Annotated in this window: 19 protein-coding genes; 14 read left to right on the top strand and 5 right to left on the bottom strand. The window is 39.4% G+C overall.

The annotated features are described in order from the left end of the window. Positions 1-71: 71 nt before the first annotated feature. The gene (locus tag FR7_RS21905; RefSeq protein ID WP_007933760.1) at positions 72-251 is read right to left on the bottom strand and encodes a hypothetical protein; all 180 of its coding nucleotides are present in this window, start codon (positions 249-251) and stop codon (positions 72-74) included. Next, the gene (locus tag FR7_RS21900; RefSeq protein WP_007933758.1) at positions 235-1,149 is read right to left on the bottom strand and encodes a LysR family transcriptional regulator; all 915 of its coding nucleotides are present in this window, start codon (positions 1,147-1,149) and stop codon (positions 235-237) included. The genes FR7_RS21905 and FR7_RS21900 overlap by 17 nt, the downstream gene beginning before the upstream one ends. 723 nt (positions 1,150-1,872) lie before the next feature. On the opposite strand from FR7_RS21900, the gene FR7_RS23605 reads away from it, so the two are divergent. Then, positions 1,873-2,046, top strand: a complete 174-nt coding sequence (locus FR7_RS23605; RefSeq protein ID WP_007933756.1) for a DUF2281 domain-containing protein — start codon at positions 1,873-1,875, stop codon at positions 2,044-2,046. Positions 2,047-2,497: 451 nt separating this feature from the next. Here FR7_RS23605 and FR7_RS21895 read toward each other — a convergent pair whose 3' ends face one another. Beyond that, on the bottom strand, positions 2,498-2,800 hold the full coding sequence (locus tag FR7_RS21895) for a helix-turn-helix domain-containing protein (protein ID WP_007933027.1): 303 nt from the start codon (positions 2,798-2,800) through the stop codon (positions 2,498-2,500). A gap of 209 nt (positions 2,801-3,009) precedes the next feature. Between FR7_RS21895 and FR7_RS21890 the strand changes: the two genes are divergently transcribed. Further along, a complete protein-coding gene (locus FR7_RS21890) occupies positions 3,010-3,303 on the top strand; it encodes a hypothetical protein (protein ID WP_007933026.1) in 294 nt (97 codons plus the stop codon). A 211-nt stretch (positions 3,304-3,514) separates the two neighbouring features. Here FR7_RS21890 and FR7_RS21885 read toward each other — a convergent pair whose 3' ends face one another. Together FR7_RS21885 and FR7_RS21880 are read right to left on the bottom strand one after the other, a co-directional pair. Further along, a complete protein-coding gene (locus tag FR7_RS21885; protein ID WP_007933025.1) occupies positions 3,515-4,051 on the bottom strand; it encodes a flavin reductase family protein in 537 nt (178 codons plus the stop codon). Positions 4,052-4,160: 109 nt separating this feature from the next. After that, positions 4,161-5,078 carry a LysR family transcriptional regulator gene (locus FR7_RS21880; RefSeq protein ID WP_007933022.1) on the bottom strand — a complete coding sequence of 306 codons (918 nt, stop codon included), beginning with the start codon at positions 5,076-5,078 and terminating at the stop codon, positions 4,161-4,163. 161 nt (positions 5,079-5,239) lie between these two features. Between FR7_RS21880 and ttdA the strand changes: the two genes are divergently transcribed. The 12 genes from ttdA (at position 5,240) to FR7_RS21820 (ending at position 18,343) form a co-directional block, all read left to right on the top strand. Next, positions 5,240-6,139: a L(+)-tartrate dehydratase subunit alpha gene (gene ttdA, locus FR7_RS21875; protein ID WP_007933021.1), complete on the top strand. Its 900-nt coding sequence runs from the start codon at positions 5,240-5,242 to the stop codon at positions 6,137-6,139. After that, a complete protein-coding gene (gene ttdB, locus FR7_RS21870) occupies positions 6,136-6,741 on the top strand; it encodes a L(+)-tartrate dehydratase subunit beta (RefSeq protein ID WP_007933020.1) in 606 nt (201 codons plus the stop codon). Before ttdA ends, ttdB begins: the two co-directional genes overlap by 4 nt. Positions 6,742-6,937: 196 nt before the next feature. Next, positions 6,938-8,290, top strand: coding sequence for an MFS transporter (locus tag FR7_RS21865; protein ID WP_007933019.1), 1,353 nt, complete (start codon positions 6,938-6,940; stop codon positions 8,288-8,290). Positions 8,291-8,468: 178 nt separating this feature from the next. Then, positions 8,469-8,654 carry a hypothetical protein gene (locus FR7_RS24350; protein ID WP_237715536.1) on the top strand — a complete coding sequence of 62 codons (186 nt, stop codon included), beginning with the start codon at positions 8,469-8,471 and terminating at the stop codon, positions 8,652-8,654. 253 nt (positions 8,655-8,907) lie between these two features. Then, positions 8,908-9,318, top strand: coding sequence for a DUF2000 domain-containing protein (locus FR7_RS21855; protein WP_007950862.1), 411 nt, complete (start codon positions 8,908-8,910; stop codon positions 9,316-9,318). Positions 9,319-9,361: 43 nt separating this feature from the next. Beyond that, positions 9,362-10,168, top strand: coding sequence for an acetoacetate decarboxylase family protein (locus FR7_RS21850; RefSeq protein WP_007950861.1), 807 nt, complete (start codon positions 9,362-9,364; stop codon positions 10,166-10,168). A 554-nt stretch (positions 10,169-10,722) separates the two neighbouring features. Then, positions 10,723-11,625 (top strand): hypothetical protein, encoded by a 903-nt coding sequence (locus FR7_RS21845; RefSeq protein ID WP_237769569.1) that lies wholly within the window; start codon positions 10,723-10,725, stop codon positions 11,623-11,625. Between the two features lie 272 nt (positions 11,626-11,897). Continuing rightward, positions 11,898-12,803, top strand: a complete 906-nt coding sequence (locus tag FR7_RS21840) for a LysR family transcriptional regulator (protein WP_007933015.1) — start codon at positions 11,898-11,900, stop codon at positions 12,801-12,803. A gap of 272 nt (positions 12,804-13,075) precedes the next feature. Continuing rightward, on the top strand, positions 13,076-14,464 hold the full coding sequence (locus tag FR7_RS21835) for an FAD-binding oxidoreductase (protein WP_007933014.1): 1,389 nt from the start codon (positions 13,076-13,078) through the stop codon (positions 14,462-14,464). 16 nt (positions 14,465-14,480) lie between these two features. Continuing rightward, positions 14,481-15,704: a (Fe-S)-binding protein gene (locus tag FR7_RS21830; RefSeq protein ID WP_007950857.1), complete on the top strand. Its 1,224-nt coding sequence runs from the start codon at positions 14,481-14,483 to the stop codon at positions 15,702-15,704. A 51-nt stretch (positions 15,705-15,755) separates the two neighbouring features. Then, on the top strand, positions 15,756-17,015 hold the full coding sequence (gene dcuC / locus FR7_RS21825) for a C4-dicarboxylate transporter DcuC (protein WP_007950855.1): 1,260 nt from the start codon (positions 15,756-15,758) through the stop codon (positions 17,013-17,015). 446 nt (positions 17,016-17,461) lie between these two features. Further along, entirely contained in the window at positions 17,462-18,343 is an 882-nt protein-coding gene (locus tag FR7_RS21820) for a DMT family transporter (protein WP_007950853.1), read from the top strand. The last annotated feature ends 11 nt before the right edge of the window (positions 18,344-18,354 follow it).

Genomic DNA, 18,354 nt, shown 5'->3' with positions numbered 1-18,354 from the left:
AGATTAATGTCTGATTATAGAAAAAAGGATTAAGGTTATAAAGCCTCTTACTTCGTTTACAATAAATTTTTTTATTGTAAACGAATAAATAAAGAGTGAAATATTGATAATACTAAGCTTATTATAATTAAGAGTACAATACTGAAGGCTCCCATCGCTAGGGCTACGTTACCACTATTACTTTCTACTTCATCGTTTTGTGATAACTGCTGAGTAGTATTAGTAACTAGTTGACTATTTTTCTCCATCATTATCCTTCCCTTCTTTTTTATGATCGGACCTATTTAGACCAAATGATTTAAAATTATATTCTAACCACGCTCTTGTAGCATAGGATAAATACGTATTTTTCTTCCATGCAATTGCTAAATGCCAAGGCTTGATTTCATTTTTTAAGGGTAAATAGTGAATTAATTCCATATCTAACTTGGTGCACAATGTTTGAGGAAGAAATGCAATCGCCAATTTCGAAGCAACAATATCAACAATGAAATCCCACTGAGCAGTTTCACATACAACCTTAGGTATAAAGCCCATTTCTTTACACTTTTCCAAAATGTGATCACGCAAAGCAAAGTCATCTCGATACAATACAAAGGACTCATCACTTAACTCTCTCATATCAACGATAGATTTAGTAGCTAAAGGATGATTTGCATGAACGATAAGCATTAACGGATCTTTCAAGAAAGTAACAGTTTCTAGATCTACAGTAGCCCTTGTGGGCAAGACAACGATGCCTACATCAAGAGTGCCTTCATGTATTTGCTGTTCAACTTTTCTGGAACCATCCTCTGCTAAATCGATGGTAATTTGAGGATATAAAGAGTTGAATTCAGCTATGGTTTTCGAAAATAACGTTTGAACCATGGGAGGAATTCCTATCTTTAAATTGCCTTGTGGGGTACCAGCTAAATTATATAACTCTGTATTAATAATGTTTAAAGTATCTAGGATAATAATTGCCTTATCAAAAAGCAATATACCTGCATCTGTAAGAACTATCTTTTTGGGACCACGATGGAATAAAGATACTCCCAATTCATTTTCTAAGTTTTTAATCAGCTTACTGATCGTAGATTGTGAAACATATAAGACCTCAGAAGCTTTGGTAAAACTCCCTTGACGTGCTACTTCAGTAAAATACACTAAATGAATGATCTCCACAGAAAAATCACCAGCCCAATATTAAATTTTTCTCGCAAAAATAGAAGTATAAAACAAATACTTTCACAAATATTGTACTTCACAAAATAAAATACGTAAAATACATGCTATGCATAGGGTTCATGGATAAGAGCCATAAGAAATAGAATTGTTGATTCTAGTCCATTTAATCAACAGAATCCCAATATATATCAGTTCTAGTCCTACTGATTGGCTTAATGATGCAGATATATTAGTCGTTAGCTAAAAATGCGGTCATATGATTACGTACTATGCAATAAAGACACTGGGGACGTTCCTTTTTTGTCACAATAAAGTTGCCAAAAAAGGAACGTCCCCAGTGTCCATTAATCCCTGTCCCTGTACTAGAAGATAAGGGATGTTCATTTGAGAGAAGTAATAGGGCAGTATTGACTTACTTTATTTGACGTAAAACAAATTTCGCCGTTATACCCGATACGCAGAAAACTACCATCATTGAGGTGTATCGGGTATAACGGCGGATTTAAAAATAAGAATGAGCAGGCTGCATGCTGAAATGGCGTAGCCTGCTATTCAGTTATATTTCTGATGACTATTTAATGCGAAAGTTAGCACTATGGTATTAAGGTAAACCATTTGTTCCTTGGTGTGATTCTTTATATAATAGTGTTCAAAAGACTATCAGAGGGGTATAATAAAAGTAACGTCTTGGAGGTGAAATCAATGACATTAGCAGAAAAGTTATTGCAGGAATTCCAAAAATTGCCTGCGAATAAGCAACGGCAGACCATTGATTTTGTTGAATTCTTGTGTAATAAAGAACAAAAAAAGTTAGAAGATATGATGGATACTGTTATTACTGATAATAAAGAAGCTTTTCTGGAACTTTCTAAATGATGCGTAAATTATCAATGGCAAATATTATACTTTTACATCAGAAGCTCATAGAACAGACGGGTGGAAGTTATAGTGTAAGGGTTATAAATTTAGTTGAGGTGCTATAAAGACAGTTTGGGACATCCCTTTTTTGTCACAATAAAGTTGCCAGAAAAGGAACGTCCCCAGTGTCCACAATGGCAAATATTATACTTTTACATCAGAAGCTCATAGAACAGACGGGTGGAAGTTATAGTGTAAGGGTTATAAATTTAGTTGAGGTGCTATAAAGACAGTTTGGGACATCCCTTTTTTGTCACAATAAAGTTGCCAGAAAAGGAACGTCCCCAGTGTCCACATTTATATAAGCCCATAGATACAATATACCTATAGAAGAGCTCCTTTAACACACAATAAAAAAGCCAATTCCCTTTATAGTATGGGATTGGCTTTTTTTGATTTTAAGTAATAATCAAGGTTTCATGGTCTTAATCAGAGTTGTTAGTTGTTCGCGTTCTTCTTCTGTAAGCTTTTCGGCAGCAAGAAGAAGACGATTTAGTGATGGGGCAAGTGTTTGTGTTTCACTGGCGAAGAAATCGGTTAAAGATATTCCTAATGCGGTGCAGATGGATTTGATTAAATCAACATCGGCAGCCCTGCTATTAGTTTCTAATCGACTAATAACTGGTTGAGAAATATTTGTCATTTTCGCTAATTCTTGAGTTGTTAGATTTTTAGCTTTACGCAATTCTTTAATACGAGCACCAACATCCATAATAACCACCTATTCTAAAATAGAATATTTTCTAATCCCTATTCTACAGGTTTACCTCAAGCAATCCAATATATAATATATTTTTATTCCGAAATAGAATAAAAATAGTTGACTCAAGTCTAAAATAATTCTAAAATAGAATTAAAGAATTAAAAAGTATAACCCATAGATGGCAAGAGTTCATTATAAATACGAAGGAGAGGATTATCATGAAAAAAGAAAGCCTTTTTGAATGTGCAATGGATTCTATGGAGGATGTTAGTCTTAATATACCTCTGCAGCAAGTATCAAATGACTATTATTATTCCGATATAGCGGCTAAAGAATATGAAGATGAGCTGCGTGCAGCGTTGCCTCCACATTTACATCGCACATTAAGCAGGCTGGCGGATAAAAACAATGAAAGGGAAGCAGCGAGTATGGCTGTTAGCTATCGGCAAGGATTTGCTGACTCCATACGATTTATCATGCAGGCATTGTCCTGGGAGCCAACAAGGCGGTAAGAGTAATAGGGGAAAACCGCATGACTGGTAACGATACAAAATGGATCAAATATATGTGGACTGGGCAAAAAGCATAAGAGTAATGCCATGCTGACAGATAGACAGCATGGCATTACTCTTATGTGCATTTATCAGACTTATATTGGGCTATAGGCATAACAAAAGTTGAACTTACATTACGTGCCTCTGGCGCCATGTCGCTTAAAGCGATCTACTCGATAATATATGCGCTAACAATCTCTCCATAATAAGCGGTATGAAAATCCTTGTTTGCACCGTGAAATGAACTATCAACATCCTGTGGGTAACATACGTTCTTGTTTTCTTCTGTAATTTCACGCTCATCTTGTTTCTGTTTGTAAATAACCCTGCATTCAAGTGTTAAGGGAAGCTCCTTAATAGCAGGAACAGAAACAGTATTAGGTGTTACAAGCGTCAAGTTAAGTTCTTTAATCTTATCAATTGCATGACCGGATTTTGTCCCGCAAACCCCCAAGATCTTTTTGTCAAAAGAACCATAGGGTATATTTATTGTGAATTCAGGATTTTTTTCAAGTTGATGTTTTGTAAAGCGATTTTCTCTAACGAAAACTGTAAAAATTGGTTTTGACCATTCAATTCCGAGTGTGCCCCAAGAAATAGTCATAGAGTTCACTTTGTCAGCTGCCTTTGTGGTCAATAAAACGCCTGTTTTGACTGCTTTCAGAATTTCATTAGCATAATCAAAGACTTCAATTTCTTTTTTCATAGTGCTAACCCTCCTTGAATTTTCGATGCTTTTATAATACACCAATATGCAATTAATGGGGAGTACGCACTTTTTTGTAAGATACTATTCAGAAGTAGAGGGTAGAGTTTTATTTATGCATTTCCTTCATCAAAGATATAAATAAACGAGCTGCTTTAGAAAGGTATTTTCCCTTTCGATAGGCTATAATAGCGGTTCTTGTGTTAATGGATTCCTTTATTGAAAAATAGCAGGGATGTTCTGGCATATACCTATGTCTAACTAATGTATCAGGGAGTAAAGTGGCACCGAGTCCAGCTACAACTAAAGCCTGTGCCGCTTCCATGCTTTGGCTTTCAAGAATAATCTTCGGTTTAAATCCAGCTTGTGCACAAAGATCAAGTAAAGTCTGATGCAGTCTTTGTCCATGCTTCATTAGAATAAATGGTACTTCCTTTAGCTCGGAAATGTTTATATTTGTCCAGGGCGGCTGGTTTGAATTACTTCCTCTATTTTGTTTGCTTAAGGGATGGTGTGGTGATAAAGCAATTAAAAGTTCTTCTGTCAAAATCGGTTCATAAGCAAAAATATTCTCTGCTATTGGCAGGAGTACGATTGAAAAGTCAGTGATGCCATTTAAAGCAAATTCTTCTAACTCTGCGGTAGTGCCTTCGGCTAAAACAATTTCAATACCTGGATATTGTCTTTGAAAAAGAGGCAGCACTTGTGGCAGGAGATACGTACTTCTAAAAGGAGAACTTCCGATCGTAAGGCGGCCTTTTTTCAAATCCGCGATGTCATCCATTTGCTGAATCATTTGATCATTCAAGTCTAAAATTCGTTTTGCAGTCTCAATATATAATTCTCCGGCAAAAGTAAGCCGCAAGGGAGTCGCTGTCCGATCAAACAATAAGACACCTAATTGCTTCTCCAGCCTTTGAATGCATTGGCTTAAAGAGGGTTGGGCGATATATAATTTTTTAGCAGCCTGAGAAAAACTTTGTTCTTCCGCTACTTTTAAGACATATTTCATTTGACGGTACTCCATATGATACTCCTTTTTTTCTTTTGGTATAGGATATACACTATGGTATTGATAGATATTTTAGTATTAGACCTATTATTTATTGTATATTACAATACTATCAAAAGCAATAATACCTGAATATATAGAAAATATTGATTTTTGAAACATGAGGAGGTTATTACATGAACAAAGAAGAAAAAATTCAGGCGATGACAGAGATTATGACTAAATTTACAGGTTATATGGGGAAACATCTGCCTGACGACGTTACAGCGAAGCTAAAAGAATTACGTGAACAGGAAGACAGCTATCTGGCAAAGGTAGTATATGATTCCATGACTGAAAATCAGGAATTGGCTAATCGGCTGAACCGCCCATGCTGTCAGGATACCGGAGTTGTCCAGTATTTTGTCAAGGTCGGATCACAATTTCCCTTGCTGGCAGAGGTACAAGATATTCTGCGGACAGCGGCTCTGGAAGCCACGAAGGAAGCACCGCTGCGTCATAATGCTGTGCAAATCTTCGAAGAGAAAAACACAGGTACGAATACAGGTGAGCGCATCCCTTGGATAAACTGGGAGATTATCCCTAACGAGAAAGGTATCAATATTGAAGTATACATGGCCGGCGGTGGCTGTAGTTTGCCAGGACAGGGTAAAACGTTGATGCCTGCAGCAGGATATGAAGGTGTTGTGGAGTTTGTTTTTGACGTGATGACATCCTATGGGATCAATGCTTGCCCACCATTATTGGTAGGAATAGGGATTGGCGGCTCCATTGATGTGGCGGCAGAACTTTCAAAAAAGGCACTATTTCGTCCACTTGGAGTACGTCACTCTAATTCGCGGGGCGCAGAAATGGAGCGGTTGATGGAGAAAGGTCTCAATGACTTAGGTCTTGGACCACAAGGATTATCTGGTAAGAACTCTGTTATGGGTGTGCATATGGAAACAGCAGCTCGCCATCCGTCCACCATTAGCGTAGCGGTATCTATCGGGTGCTGGGCTCATAGAAAAGGTAATATTCAAATCAATGAAGATATGACTTATGAAATTACTTCACACAGGGGGGGAACACTGTGAAAAAGATTTTAACAACACCAATTCAGAATGGCGACCTTGAGCAGCTAACGGCGGGAGACGTTGTGTATCTAAATGGATATCTAGTTACCTGTCGTGATATGCCTCACCGTCGTCTTGTAGAATTAGGTCAAAAATTACCTGTCGATCTGGCAGGATTAGCAATTTTCCATGCAGGACCAATTGTTGTAAAAGAAGACGATGGATGGAAAATGATTTCCATAGGACCTACCACCAGTATGCGGATGGAAAAGTTCGAAAAAGAATTTATTGCAGAGACAGGGGTAAAATTAATTGTCGGCAAAGGCGGCATGGGCCCGAATACAGTGGAAGGATGCCAAACTTACAAAGCAGTTCATGCAGTGTTCCCTGGTGGCTGTGCGGTACTGGCTGCGACGAAAGTGGAAGAAATCGAAAGAGTTGAATGGTTAGAACTTGGCATGCCTGAGGCGCTTTGGGTCTGTAGAGTAAAAGAATTTGGTCCGCTCATTATTTCTATTGATACCAAAGGAAATAATCTCTTTGAAACTAATAAGGTCATATTCAATGAGAAGAAAATACCAATCGTTAAAGATGTTTGTAGTCAAGTTAAGTTTATTAAATAGTTAAAGTAGTCTGTATAGGGGAGTTTGCAGGAAAGGTTCCTGCAAGCTTCCTTTGCTAGGAAGCATATTGAAAGAGTAGATATAAAAGAATGATTAACGGAAAGAAAATTTTAATGAACGGTAATGATAAATAAAATCACTATATAGAGAAAGGATAGCGTAGATCTGTGGATTAGCAAATCTACCAGGTGAAATTATGGATACTATGAATCATGTTACACCCAAAATAACTCCTTCCACAGTAAAGAAGACGAATGTTCGCTGGATAGTCGTAGCCATATTATTTATTGTTACTATCATCAATTACGCCGATCGTGCTACGATTGCACTGGCCGGCCCAGAGATTGCAAAAGACTTGCATATGGATTCTGTAGCGATGGGTTATATCTTTTCTGCCTTTGGTTGGGCATATGTCCTTTGTCAGTTACCAGGAGGATATTTGTTGGATCGATTTGGTTCAAGAAAAGTGTATGCAGCTAGTATTTTCTTTTGGTCTTTATTTACATTATTTCAAGGTTTCGTTGGTTTTCTAACTGGATTTACTGCAGTTGCTACTTTGTTTGCGTTAAGGTTCATGGTTGGGGCTTCTGAAGCACCTTCATTTCCGGCAAATAGTCGAATTGTTGCGGCTTGGTTCCCTGCCTCAGAGCGCGGTACTGCAGCAGCTATTTTTAGTTCCGGTCAAGCTGCTGCCACCGTATTGTTTGGGCCGCTGATGGGATGGCTTGTATTCACTTATGGTTGGCACTATGTGTTTGTGGTTATGGGCGCGATGGGGATGCTCTTTACATTGGTATGGAATAAGTTTATTCATAATCCTAAAGATCATCCCATGGCCAATGAAGCTGAGATTCAATATATTACAGAAGGCGGCGGCTTGGTCGATATGGATCAAGCAAAGAAAGATGGAGCTAAGCAAGATGGACCTAACATGAAATATGTTAAACAACTGCTTAAAAATCGTATGATGCTAGGAATCTATATTGCCCAATATTGCATTAACGCTACGATATATTTCTTTATTACCTGGTTTCCAGTTTATCTGGTGCAGGCTCGTGGAATGACGATTCTCAAAGCCGGCTTTGCTGCATCTGTACCCGCAATATTTGGTTTTGTGGGCGGAATTTTGGGTGGAATGTTATCTGATTTCTTGCTCAAAAAGGGCTATTCTCTTACTATTGCCAGGAAAATACCGATAATAGTAGGGATGTTATTAGGAACCACGATAATCGCCTGTAATTATGTGGACACGGAATGGATCGTCATCGCTGTTATGTCTGTAGCCTTCTTCGGTAAAGGACTGGGTCAACTTGGCTGGACGGTCAATTCCGATACTGCGCCAAAAGCCATCGTCGGTGTGAGTGGCGCTGTATTAAACATTTTTGGCAATCTTACCAGTATCATTACCCCCATTGCAATTGGTTATATTATAAAAATAACAGGATCATTCAATGGTGCGTTAGTTTATATTGCTGTACATTGCCTTGTTGCTATTTTCTGTTATTTGTTTGTTGTTGGAGAGATTAAGCGAGTTGAACTTAAGGATTGAACACTGTCCCTGTCAAGGAGGCAGTATAAAAAAATAAAGTATCTAAGCAGCCTTGGTCCGAACTTCCAGCGGACTGAGGCTATTTCATTTTGTCTGTAACCTTTCATTATTTAAGGGATTTTCAGGCAACCTGCGATGGGTCCAGGTAAACCATATTCCCGCTATTAAGCCCCTGGATGTGGAAAAGGGTACTTTGATTCTGGAACATGATTTTGACGGGCGGGAGCTTGAGTTGGAGTTTGCGAAAGATGCAATAAAATATATTGCCAGTTTATGGGGAGAAGAAGTTAAAATACAAACAAAACTAAACGGACAGAATAAAGTGCTTTGCTGTAATCAAGCAAAGGAGATTACGATTAGTTGATCTTGCACCCAGAATTAGATGATTAAGATTGAAGAAATTGCCTATACAACATTTCAAAATCATTTTATCCCATGTAAATTGATATTGCGTATAATAGAGGACAGCATGAATGTGGTTTCAAAATCAATAATTAGTAAGAAATAGCAGTTTGCCATCTGCAATAGGGAGGCAGGCTGCTATTTCTTACGTCAATTTTTTACAATACATTGTGGGCTTAGGTTGCTAAAATAAATGGAAAGAAGGGGGGAATATAGTGAAGATCGTCATGGTTATCAATAAAGAACTTCCGATCGGACTAGTAGCCAATACCGCTGCAGTGCTGGGAATTAGTCTGAGTAATATGTTTCAACAGGACATTGTAGGATGCGATATACAAGATGCTAATGGCAACATACATATTGGAATCACTGCCCAAACAATTCCTGTTTTAGGTGGTAGTAGACAGCAGATTAAAGATATTCGGGATTTAATGTTTGACAGTTCTCATTCGGAGGTAACTGTTATAGATTTCAGCGAGCTTGCTCAAAAATGCTTGGAGTATGAAGACTATAGCAGAACACTTTCCTGTTTGCCAAGTTCGGACATCTACTATTTAGGTATTTGCTTGTACGGCCCGAAGAAAAAAGTAAATAAACTAACGGGAAATTTGGGCTTATTGCGATAACAAGCATAAAGAGAATAAATCTATGGAATGAGGAGGTAATATAATGCTTAAAGGATATACACTTCCACGGACGCCACGAGGCACATCAAGTCTTGCACCAAAACCGCCATGGCATTATGTGGGCAATGCACTTGCAGTTGAGTATGAGGTAAATGCAATAGCTGCTGCAGCGTTTTTGCCTGAGGGTCTTGAGTTAGCATCAAGCCGCTGCGCAGCATATTTTATTGAATGGCAGTACTCCAGTGAAAATGATGAAGAGTATTTAGATCCTGTTCGTAGTCAATATCATGAAACGATTATTTTATTATCTGCCCAATTTGAGGGAGCACCTGTATCTTACTGCCCATTTATATGGGTTGACCAGGATGTTTCCCTAATGCGGGGTCTTATTCAGGGGTGGCCTAAACAAATGGGGTCAACATGGATTACGCGGGCCTATGATCTGCCATCAAAAGCAAATCCTGTTGTAGGCCCAGGTGGGAAGTTTGGTGCTACTTTATCCGCTAAAGACCGTCGTTTGATCGAAGCGCAAGTTACTTTATGCGAATTGACGGATTCTCTTCCTTCGCCTAATTTTGCAAAAGCTGTTAATGTACGATATTTTCCAGAACTTGCTGCAGGTAAACATGGGAAAGCAGCAGTGAATGAACTTGTACAACTTAAATCACGTGATATCATGGTATCTCACATCTGGAAAGGGGAGGCCAAAATGGAGATTTTCGATCATCCTTATATAGAGCTTCCGGACTTGCGACCGACAGCGGTTATTGCCGGATATCGTTTTCCTTTTGCACTTACTGTTGATGATCTGATTCATCTTCGGGATTTGTGTTCATATGATTTGGGATAATAAGGAATGTGAGATGTTGTTGAGGAATTCCTGGCCGTCATACTCGGAGTTTCGGGTTAAACTGTAAATTTTAAAATATTAAAATAGCAGACTGCAGCCTCAAATAGGCGGTAGTCTGCTATTTCTTTATGGAAAGACTTTAGTTTGGAACGAATATGGCGCTCGCTCAGTAGATCGTATGAAGTGCTGAACGATTAGGTACACTTGTTGCGTTTTCGTAATACGTAAACGGTCAACGTTCTTTTGAACAGCATGATTCATCTTTTCAGCTGCTTCAAGCTGGGGCTGGTTTTATGAACATATTAGTGTGTTGGCACATTTATTGCATAGTTAGATAAGTAAATGAATTCATGATTTACAATAGAGACAGGTACCAAGATAGAGTAATCAATACCGGTAGAGAAATTTTCATGAAGATGGCTGAAAGATTAATAATCTTAGTTTTTCGATGAAAAGAGATAAGATGGAGGAGGAAAGAAGTCATACTAAGTTAGGCTGAAAGCTACTTGAAGTCATGTATGTACAGAAAGCAGGCGGTCAGTGGGAGCCATAAGTTGGCTGTAAGAGTTATAAGTGGGAAAATAAAAAAAAGAGGTGTTCTTATGAAGAATTATTTAAAGAAAACTATAATGGCTGCATTTAGCGTAACGTTATTAACCGGTTTAGCGGTACCTAGCGTATTCGCTCAACAATCTGTAAAAGTGAATTTGCCGACTTTTAAAATTACCGCGAATGATGTTGCTATTGATAATAATACAAGACTGTATCCTGTTATCGTTTACAAAGATACCACCTATTTACCTATGACTTACAACGACAGCCGTTTTCTCGGACTGGAAACGGATTGGAGTTTGGACAATGGTCTACAAATAACTAAGAACAGTATGCAGCTTTCCTATAATCCTAACAATCGATATATTAACTCTGCACTGGAAGATGCTGTTATCTCTGAACTTAAAACCAGTGTTAATGGAAAAGTAATTAACAACAAAAATGAAACCCTGCCTCTACTGGTATTTCGCGACATCACTTATGCCCCATTAATGCGATATGGAGTTGATGAATTCAATTTGACATTTAGTTTTGATGCCAATAAAGGGTTAATCATTAACTCTAAAGCTACTAAAGCAAGCTCAGCAACAATTCCAGCAGATGCAAAAGTGTATTCTCAAGTTTTTGATAATGTAACAGTTATTTTAGATCGTTCTTGGAATAACCAAAGCGGTAACTTGTATGTAAAAGAAAATAACATTACGAAAAAAATTGGTAATCCCAACTATATCTACGGAGAATCCTATTCTAAAGTTGGAGCAATTGAGACATACAGCCCGGTTAACAATTTAAGTGTTTCGGATCGATGGGTCTATGTTGTAGCGATTGATTCTTCTGCTTCACCATTAGTCAGCAAAAATGTAAGAGTTAATATCGATACGAATGAAGTACAAGTAACTAAGTAACTTTACAATACTAATCCTATGAAGTTATACTGATTGTCAAAAGGCCGTGGTGAAACGTTAGTTTTACTACGGCCTTTTTGCTGTCTGTGTAATGTCTGGGCCGGTTAGGCAGATCAGTAAATTTCTACAAGGAATTAGTTCATAGAGTGAAGAAGTTCATATACAGCCTATTCAATAATGATTAGAGTTGGATATATGTTAATCGATACGTTAACTTTATGAAGTTAGTTTTGTACCTGTGTTATGCTGGACGTTATGGAGGTTTTTTGCATATGGAATTAAGACAAATTGAATATTTTTGCATGGTAGGAAAGCTACATAGTTTTACCAGAGCAGCAGAGCAATTACATATTTCTCAGCCTTCAATCACCCAGGCTATTCGCAAGCTGGAGGAAGAAATTGATGTCCAGCTTTTTGACAGGAGTAAAAAGAAAGCTGTTCTTACGACGGAAGGGGAGGCTTTTCTTACGCGAATGGAAAAGATTCTCGATGACTGTCAACAAGCTATTCAGGAAGCAAAAGACTTTAAGACGTGGCGAAAAGGCACGGTCAAGTTAGGTGTTCCGCCGATGATTGAATCCTACTTATTTCCTGATATTTTCTCAGGCTTTAAACATGCCTATCCCGATTTACAACTGATTGCTTTTGAGGAGACATCCTCCTTAGAAGCTGCTTCTAAACTAGAAAAAGATGAACTTGATTTGGCGATCATCATTCTTCCTGAAAGTTCTGAAACCCTCAATACCTTGGTTATCACCCAAGAAGAACTTGTCTTGTGCATGCATCCCGATCATCCCCTGGGACAGCAGAAATCGGTGAGATTTGATCAACTGAAAAACGAACAGTTTATCTTACTAAAAGAAAGATCTTATCAGCATCAAATTGTCATCAGCAGGTGTTTGCGTCAACATTTCATGCCTAATACGATACTTTCTTCCAACCAAATTAAAACAATAAAGAATTTAATTGCCAATGGCTCGGGGATTTCTCTGCTGATGACCATGGTCGTTCGGGATGATCCTCAAATCGCCGTTGTTCCATTACATGAACCTATTACATTTGATATTGGCTTAGCTTGGAAAAAGGATAAATATTTGTCAAATGCATCCATGGCATTTATAAAATTTCTTAAGGAGCAATACAAACTGAAAGCATGTATTGATGATGTTACAAAGTAAATACATAAGAAAAATACTGATGCATCCTTTAAAATTTATAAATTCTGCTGCTAAAATAAAAAGTCCGCAAATTTCGCGGACTTTTTTGCATGTATTGAATAAAGTATAATTCGTACGAATTCAAATCGATTATAACTACTATAGGCACAAGTTATTAACTCATTGCTATAATATATTTCCCTTTAATAATCCTACATGATAGTGTTTATTTAGGTACACGAAATACAAAATAAATAATTTGAATTTTATGAATTATTTAGGAGGTAGATTGAATGATAGCAAATGAAATCAAAAGGAAAATTCGTAATATTGTTGGTTTGGAAAATGCGATTGATTCTACAGAGGAGTGTTTTGGCTATTCTTATGACTCATCCTTTGTTCCAATGTCGCCAGAGAATATTCCCGATCTTGTAGTCATTCCCAGCACTACGGAAGAGATATCCGCAGTAATGGCGATTGCCAATGAATATGGTATTCCTGTAACACCTCGCGGCACGGCTAGTGGCCGCACTGGTGGCAGCATCCCTGTCTGCGGTGGTATTTCCTTAGCACTCCATCGCATGACAAAAATCATCGAATTTGACGAAGGAAATATGATGATTACAGTGGAAGCTGGCGTACGTACCATTGACGTTTATAATTTTTGTGCTGAAAGAGGCTTGTTTTTTCCTCCAGACCCGGCTAGTTGGAAGTATGCAACCATTGGTGGAAATGTGGGGGAAAATGCTGGTGGCATGAGGGCGGTCAAGTATGGGGTGACCAGTAATTATGTCATGGGACTTGAGGTCGTATTAGCTGACGGCAGCATTATTAATACCGGCGGCAAAGCAATCAAAAACGTAACTGGCTATAATCTTACCCAATTATTCACTGGATCAGAAGGTACCTTATGTGTTATTACCAAGGTGCTGCTGCGCTTAATTCCGATGCCCAAAGCACGAAATACCCTGCAATTAATGTTTCCTTCCCTGGATAATGCTTGTAAGACCATTCATAAAATGCTGATATCCGGAGTGGTACCAGCGGCTGCAGAATTAATGGATAAAATCAGTATCCAAGCAGTAGCCAGACACCGTAAACTTGAGATTGATTCGTCCATAGAAGCCTGTGTCATCCTGGAAATTGACGGAGAGACCAATGCCGATCTGGAGAAGCAGGCTAAGCAAATTCAAGCTATCGCCAATGAATTTAGGGTACTTGAAGTTCGGATTGCGGCTTCCCAGCAAGAAGTAGATGATATTTGGTCCATACGCCGTGGACTCAGTTCAGCTATTGGTGCTATGGCACCCAATCGATTTGGCGAAGATATTTCAGTACCACGGAATGCATTTCCTGAGACCGTTGGTCTTATCCGCAAAATAGCAGAAAAATACAACCTGACAATTGCCGTTTATGGGCATGCCGGCGATGGCAACATCCATCCCTCTGTACTTTGTGATCTGTCTAAGCCCGGAGAAGAACAACGAGTTCATGATGCTGTAAATGAGATTTTTTCGGCAGCTCTTTCTGTAGGTGGCACGTTATCCGGTGAACACGGTATTGGCATAACGAAACGGCCTCATATTACTAAGGCTTTAGGGGAAGCAGGGGTCAATGCGCTGCAAATGGTTAAGCAATCCTTTGATCCTAAGGGCATTCTGAATCCAAATAAAATTTGGTAGTGAGGAGTTTGTAATAATGCATACAGATATAAAATCATACTTCAAAGACGTGGAAGATATTGTGAGTCAGTGCGACCGTTGTGGCACTTGTCTGACCGTATGCCCTCTATTTGGCGCAAAAGATATGGAATCATCAAGTGCCCGGGGCAAAAATAATATTGCCAGGGGACTGATACAAGGAGTTGTTAAACCTAGTACTAAGGTACTCGACATTATTAATTTTTGTCTCTTGTGCCGCACCTGTGTAGATAATTGTCCCAGCAAGGTCAAAACCGATGAGGCGATGATTGCCCTTCGACAGTATTTTGCCGATAAAAATGGCAGTCCGGGTGCTAAATATAAGGCACTAGGTGCCCTCATGAAGAATCGAACCCTTGTAAAATTATCTGCCGGGACACTTAAGGTATTACGTCGGATCGGCATGAATACTGTGGTCCCTCATGGTATGGCACCTAGAGAATTTACACGCAAGCAGTATTTGGCATCCTTTGTAGGTCCTGCCGCTCTAGGCAGCGCTGCGCCCCTGTCGCCTATTACCCTATCTGATAAAAGCAAGGTCGCCTATTTTAAAGGCTGCGGCATGAGCATGATGTTCCCTGATGCAGTAGAGGGGACACTTACTATCTTAGGTACACTAACAGAGCCAGAACGAATTGATAATCTATGCTGTGGATTACCCCACCTTGCTCATGGACTTCGTACTGACTTTTTAGAGATGGCAAAAGAAAATATTGTTTTATTTGAAAAATCGGATGTGATTGTTAGTGATTGTGCTAGCTGCAGCGGTACATTGAAGCACATTGCCGCTTATTTTGCTGATGATCCAGTGTGGAAAGACCGGGCAGCTGCCTTCAGTCAAAAAATTATGGGGCTCAGTGAATATCTCGTCCATGTTGGCTATAAGCCTCAGCACCGTGTTGATGCGAAACTGACATTTCATGAACCCTGCCACTTAGGACGGGGGCAAGGTATCAAAAACCAGCCCCGCCAACTTTTAAAAGCAACCGGGAACTTTACAGAAATGGCAGGAGCCAATACTTGCTGTGGCGGTGCTGGATCCTTCCATATGGATTATCCCGATATTGCAACATCCATCTTAGCAAAGAAACGCATTAATATTGAAAATTCTGGGGCGCAAATTGTTGTCTCCGAATGTCCCACCTGTCTTGTTCAGCTAAATAAGGCGGCAGCACAAAGTGGCGGAAAATTCAAGGTAATGCACATTAGCCAAGTCATTTGAGATGACTACGGCTCAGGGCGATGAGAATAGAAAATTTAGGGGGGTTAATGAATGGTTTTACTTGGCATTTTAATTGTACTATTAACATTCCTCGCTATCATCAAACGTTATGAAACCAGGTTGGTTTTATTCGTAGCAGGTGTGGCAATGGCTTTAGTCGTCGGCAAACCTTTAGTAGCCATAGATGCGTTTGCCAAAGCAATGGTGAACGAAGGGCTTGTAACCACGATCTGTACAGTGATGGGTTTTTCCTATGTAATGAAACTGACTGGCTGTGATAGTCATCTGGTAAACTTCTTAACTAGCTTGCTAAAAAGATTTACATTTATTTTGATACCAGGAGCAGTAATAATGACTTGGGTGCTTAATATTGCTTTACCGAGTACAGCGGGGTGCGCCGCTGCAGTTGGCGCCGTGTTAATACCTACTTTGATTGGAGCTGGTGTACACCCTGCTATGGCGGCCGCTGCTGTCATGTCCGGCACATTTGGCAGTACAATGAGCCCTGGTCTTGTTCACAATCCATTTGTCGCTAAGTTAGCTAATGTTGATGTGATGACCGTTATCGCTGGTCATACCTCATCTGTGCTTATTGCACTTGCTATTGCAGCACCGATGCTAACTTTTGTTTCTTATTTGCGCAAAGAAGGTCCTAGTGCTGAGCGTGCCGAAAAAGTAGCTGTCAATAAGCAAGAGTTTAAAGTTAACTTTGTAAAAGCGCTAGTTCCTATCGTTCCTCTTGTATTGTTGGTGTTGGGCAGCAAAATGGTTGGTATTATTCCTGTCGTTACAGTTCCCCAAGCTATGATTATGGGGGTTATACTAGGATTTATCGTGACATTGGGGAATGCTCAAGAAATATCCAAAAGCTTTTTTAAAGGCATGGGTGAGTCTTATGGTGAAATCGTGGGTATTATTATTGCAGCCGCTGTATTCACCCAAGGGATGGAGACAATCGGACTCACTGGTGCGCTCATTGAAAAAATGAAGGAATCACAGGATATAGCTAGATATGCAGCCTCCTTCGGTCCATATTTACTTGCAATTTTGAGTGGTTCGGGTGATGCAGCTGCTCTCGCTTTCAATGGCTCAGTTACCCCTTATGCTGCACAATTTGGTTTTAAAATCACTGACATGGGTTCACTTGCTACATTATCTGGAGCTTTTGGACGTACGATGTCTCCAGTAGCGGGTGCTACCATTGTTTGCGCAACAATAGCTGGTGTAAATCCTATGGAGATTGCGAAGCGAACCGCTCCAGGAATGTTCCTTGCTCTTATTGCTGTTTTGATTGTTTTCTCATTCAAATAATTCAGCCGAATCTTTTAACTCAAATAAAATGTACCCGAAGAGTAGATTTTTTTCTTTGTCTACTCTATCGGGTACATTTTATTTTGATATTCCTTGCGGCTTTTTTCAAAATCAATTTCGTATTAAATAGTCGAATGCGCCCAGTGCTGCATTCGCACCGGCGTAACTTCAACAAACTTTCCATTGTGATAAGCCTGCTCTTTACATTACTTCCAAATGTAAATTTTGACCAATTAATTATTAATTGATAGTATTAACTAAAAGGTATCGCTTATAGGATATAATAACGGATAAAAAAATGCCGTTTGACTCGATACGCAAAGCCATATCCTGGGAATCGTTCCTCCGAAGCTTGGGTGGGGAGAGCTACAAGGAGAGTAACACAAGATAATCAGGTTAATAGTATAGTGCTATATTGCAAAGGAAAGAAATTGGGGGTGGCAGGAATGCAAGTTCATTTCATTTTAGCTTTTGTTGCTTTTTTGTGGGGGTTAAATCCGCCGGCAATGAAAATTGGTCTTCTGTATGTAGATCCTATGCCTTATAATGCAATTCGCATGCTGGTTGCGTTGGTAGTTGGCTGGGGAGTGCTAAGACGCATAGGGAGCTGGCAAACGCTGCGGCGAGAAGATTGGAAAGTATTACTCGTTTCTAGTCTGGGTTTTTTCTTCTTTCAACTTTTTTTTACTGCAGGTGTGCAGATTACAACAGCAGGAAACGCATCGCTCATTCTTGGCTGCTTGCCAGTCAGTGTAGCCATTATTAACCACTTTCACCGACTTGAGCGTATTAGTAAGGCGGCGATGGTTGGTATACTGGTCTCGATTGGGGGGATCGTTATTATGGTGGCTGGTACTGGTAAAGAAATCAGTCTGAGCGAAAGACATATTACGGGGGCACTGATGTTACTCGCCGCCCAAATGAGTTACGGCTACTATACCGTCTTTTCTCGTCTACTGATACATGCTTATTCGGCATATCAGATAACCGCATATATACTTCTAATTTCTACTGGACTCTTCCTATTAATATCACTTCCCGCCGTACTGGCAACTGATTGGCAATCTGTACCCTGGCCAGGTTGGGCCAGCATATTATATTCTGGCCTTTTTCCTCTATGCTTGGGTAATTGTCTATGGATATGGGGCACAGGAATATTAGGCAGCACCAAGGCATCGTTATATAATAACCTGCCACCAGTCTTTGCTGTTGCAATCAGTTACCTATTTCTCGGAGAGAGCTTTGGGTGGCTGCAGTTTATTGGTGCTATTATAATATTTTCAGGTTTGTATGTTGCTAAGGGGAAAAAACAGTCTATGGAAGCATAAGAATGATCAAC

Source organism: Pelosinus fermentans DSM 17108, assembly GCF_000271485.2.
In the GTDB taxonomy this organism is placed as follows: Bacteria; Bacillota; Negativicutes; order DSM-13327; family DSM-13327; genus Pelosinus; species Pelosinus fermentans.
This window is presented reverse-complemented; position numbering and strand designations above follow the sequence as displayed.

Excerpts from the sequence above, each read along its gene's own strand:
- FR7_RS21880 (WP_007933022.1), bottom strand. The coding sequence starts at position 5,078 with ATGGAGTACCGTCAAATGAAATATGTCTTAAAAGTAGCGGAAGAACAA.
- FR7_RS21830 (WP_007950857.1), top strand. The coding sequence starts at position 14,481 with ATGCATACAGATATAAAATCATACTTCAAAGACGTGGAAGATATTGTG.
- FR7_RS21850 (WP_007950861.1), top strand. The coding sequence starts at position 9,362 with ATGCTTAAAGGATATACACTTCCACGGACGCCACGAGGCACATCAAGT.
- FR7_RS21865 (WP_007933019.1), top strand. The coding sequence starts at position 6,938 with ATGGATACTATGAATCATGTTACACCCAAAATAACTCCTTCCACAGTA.
- FR7_RS21820 (WP_007950853.1), top strand. The coding sequence starts at position 17,462 with ATGCAAGTTCATTTCATTTTAGCTTTTGTTGCTTTTTTGTGGGGGTTA.
- FR7_RS23605 (WP_007933756.1), top strand. The coding sequence starts at position 1,873 with ATGACATTAGCAGAAAAGTTATTGCAGGAATTCCAAAAATTGCCTGCG.
- dcuC (WP_007950855.1), top strand. The coding sequence starts at position 15,756 with ATGGTTTTACTTGGCATTTTAATTGTACTATTAACATTCCTCGCTATC.
- FR7_RS21835 (WP_007933014.1), top strand. The coding sequence starts at position 13,076 with ATGATAGCAAATGAAATCAAAAGGAAAATTCGTAATATTGTTGGTTTG.
- FR7_RS21895 (WP_007933027.1), bottom strand. The coding sequence starts at position 2,800 with ATGGATGTTGGTGCTCGTATTAAAGAATTGCGTAAAGCTAAAAATCTA.
- FR7_RS21840 (WP_007933015.1), top strand. The coding sequence starts at position 11,898 with ATGGAATTAAGACAAATTGAATATTTTTGCATGGTAGGAAAGCTACAT.
- FR7_RS21885 (WP_007933025.1), bottom strand. The coding sequence starts at position 4,051 with ATGAAAAAAGAAATTGAAGTCTTTGATTATGCTAATGAAATTCTGAAA.
- ttdA (WP_007933021.1), top strand. The coding sequence starts at position 5,240 with ATGAACAAAGAAGAAAAAATTCAGGCGATGACAGAGATTATGACTAAA.
- FR7_RS21905 (WP_007933760.1), bottom strand. The coding sequence starts at position 251 with ATGATGGAGAAAAATAGTCAACTAGTTACTAATACTACTCAGCAGTTA.
- FR7_RS21890 (WP_007933026.1), top strand. The coding sequence starts at position 3,010 with ATGAAAAAAGAAAGCCTTTTTGAATGTGCAATGGATTCTATGGAGGAT.